This is a genomic window from Bartonella sp. AP57NXGY, from assembly GCF_042195805.1.
GTDB lineage: Bacteria > Pseudomonadota > Alphaproteobacteria > Rhizobiales > Rhizobiaceae > Bartonella.
Window position 1 is genome coordinate 1 of the sequence record NZ_JBHIOZ010000005.1, and the last position, 3109, is coordinate 3109.

1 protein-coding gene is annotated in these 3109 nt (G+C 38.6%); it reads right to left on the reverse strand.

Annotated elements, in window-relative coordinates; translation table 11 throughout:
- Positions 1-3109: pertactin-like passenger domain-containing protein (locus ACFIL8_RS01460; RefSeq protein WP_375688793.1), on the reverse strand; the 3109-nt coding region annotated here is incomplete at both ends.

Consider the following 3109-nt stretch of genomic DNA (forward strand, 5'->3'; position numbering starts at 1 on the left):
TAAAGCTGAGAGTAATATAAATCATCTTCAGAAGAAGTAAAAATGACTTTTCCTACACCGCTTAACTGCTGAATGCGTGTACTTTTGTCGTCAAACCCACGAGCAACGGAGTATAATTGAGCGTCTTCTCCATTTAATTCAATGTTTTCTACTATAGTTTGTTGACCATCGTCTCCAGCATCAAGATGGAGCCCACCAAAATCCTGAACTTTTATTTCTCCTCCTAATATTGCACCAGGAGAAATCCATGAATTAGCATTATCTTCAATCGTTAGATTCTTTACAATTCCACCTGCATAGACTTCTTGAACACCACCAGTGCGTAAAATGACTGTATTTGCTTCACCTCCTGCTAAAACACGCTGCACACCCTCTGAAAAGATTTCAGCATTTACAGCTAAACCGCCGGCTTTTTCTGCAAAGTTATCATCATTAGGAAACCACTTAGCAAGAGTTTGTACTCCTCCACTCATCACTTTTGTTCCCACAGCCATCCCATCATCATATACATTCTGCTGTCCCGGCGTATCACCTTGACCATAAAGTGTCGTGTTATAAGCACTGCTCCCAACAATTCCACCATTTACATAACCATTTCCGAAAACAAGCTGCTCCCCACCATAAATTTCAGCTCTCAATGCAGAGCCTCCCCCCTCCACTTTTTGTTTTCCACCCTCGTAAATAATCGTAGATTCTGAGACCCCCTGTTCCCCTACAATCTCAGTACCACCATTTTCAATGGTTGTATTTTTACTGAAACCACCAGCTTCAACATAAAGTCTTCCTGATCCCTGAATTGTATTATTAATAGACTTCTTAAGAACACCTTGCTCTCCATCATCAGAGACATAAACTACGTTATCATCACCGAGCAAAGAGCTTTGTAGAATTCCTCCTCCTTCCCCAATGCTGTAATGAATTACATCAGAGATACTAAAATCTTTTGCCGATGTCATATTTTCTTCTTTTTCAGGAAGCTTATCTATAGGCGACTCCACATGAGGTGAAGGAATTACAGGAGCAGAAGTTATTTGTGATGTAGCCAAAGACCAAGTCTTTCCCCCATTATCATCTTTTGTCTTTAAGCCATACATGTAGGCTCCACCATCAATCGTACTCGTCTCTTCACCAGAAAAATCTGTCAGAGTAAAATGCGCATTTCCGCTTTGAACATGAATTAAATCAAGCTCCAAAACTAAATTCTGATCTTGTAGAGGAGAATTGGTAATTTCAACACCAGAATCGATAACGCTTATGGTGTGATTACCTGATCCTTTTTTGATCAGAAGATAATCACCGCGCTGTTCTGCAAAATTAGTATGCAACCTAAAATGTAAACTCCCTGAAAGATCATTGATCTCAAGTTTAGAGTAATGTGGATTAAACACGGTAGAAGTAAAAATAACACGACCATTCCCACTCAGATTCTCAATCAAAGAACTTTCACCATCTATATTAGAGGCAATCGCGTACAATTTTGTATCTCTGCCATTTAAGACAATTTTTTCTACTTCAGTACGAGATTGCTCTGCACCGGCATAAAGATAAATCCGTCCAGAATCATGAATCATAGTGCTTCCTTCTAATGTTGAACCAAAATGTAACCACGATTGTGCTTGATCCTTAACGGTTAAATCTTTTACATAACCTCCTAAATCTATTGCCTGAAAAGCAGTCCCTTCTAAAAGAACGCCAATCGCGATTCCTCCCGCTAAAACATGTTGCTGTCCACCCGAAAAGACCTTCGTATCAAAGGCAAAACTGCTATACTCGTCTAGATCCTCTTCTCCATAAAGATTTTGTATCCCTCCTTCCATGATCTGTGTGTTAAAAACCTCTCCATCATCATACACATTCTGATATCCTCGCACTCCATTCTCACCAGAAACGATAGTGTCATAGGCGCTGCTCCTCACCATCGCATCTTTAATATCAGACTTTCCTGAAACAAATTGCTCACCTCCGTAAATTTTAGCCCCTTCAGCTTTTCCCCCCTCTTTAACCTTTTGTTGCCCACCTTTATGAACAATAGTATCCTGTGAAAGACCCTGTGTTTTAATAAGCTCAGTGCCACCTCTTTGAATTGTCGTATACAAGCTAAAACCACCGCTATAAACGGAAAGCTTTCCACCATCTTTAACTGTATTACTAATTGAAGTTTCTCCATTGCTATCAACTTCCTTGCTACTCGTGTCAAAGCTAGGATCTGCAATAGAAACAGTTGTTCCTTGATCAATTGTGAGTTCTGTAAGTAAATCACTTGATGAACCAGTATATGGTTTCAATACACTATCAAAAACTTGAGAAGTTGTCTCATCAATGGTGTGGTTTGCATCTAAATACCAAATTTTACCAGTACCCTTATTGTTTCTATGTTGCAAACTGTACCGATAGGTTCCGGCATCAACAGTTCCGATTTTTTCACCAAAAGTGTTTGTCAGAGTAAAATGGGCATTTCCGCTGCGATCAGTAATTAATTTAAGCTTTTTGTAAGAAGAATTTGTAATTTCACGCCCAGAATCAGCCACACTTATTGTGTGAGAACCAGAGCCCCTTTTTTTAATCACAAGATAATCACTAAGCTGCTTGGCAAAATTGACATTAAAATCAAAATGTAAAGAACCTGAAAGATCATCGATATTAAGCTGTGAATAATGCTTATTAGTCCCTAAAGACGTAAAAATAACTCTCCCATTTCCTTTTAAATTCTTAACATTAATCTCAGTTTTTTTGCCGTTATCTTCAGACGCAATAATGTATAGTTTGCTATCTTCTCCATTTAAATTAAGATTTTCTACTTCCGTAACAGCTTCACCATTTCCAGCATAGAGATAGAGGTTGCCAAAATCATTAACATTTGTATCCTTATCTAATATCGCACCAGCAAAAACCCATGACCTTGCTTGATGATTAATGGTTAGATCATCCGTATATCCAGAATCATATATCTTCTGCGTAGCTCTATCGTATAAAGTAACTTCGCTCGCATTCCCTCCTGCAAAGATATTCTGCATACCATTTTTAAAAAGTTCGGTACTCAGTGCAAAAGCCCCTTCATTAATTGTAAAATCTTCATCTTCTGTATCGGCTGTATCAGCATCTTCTGAGA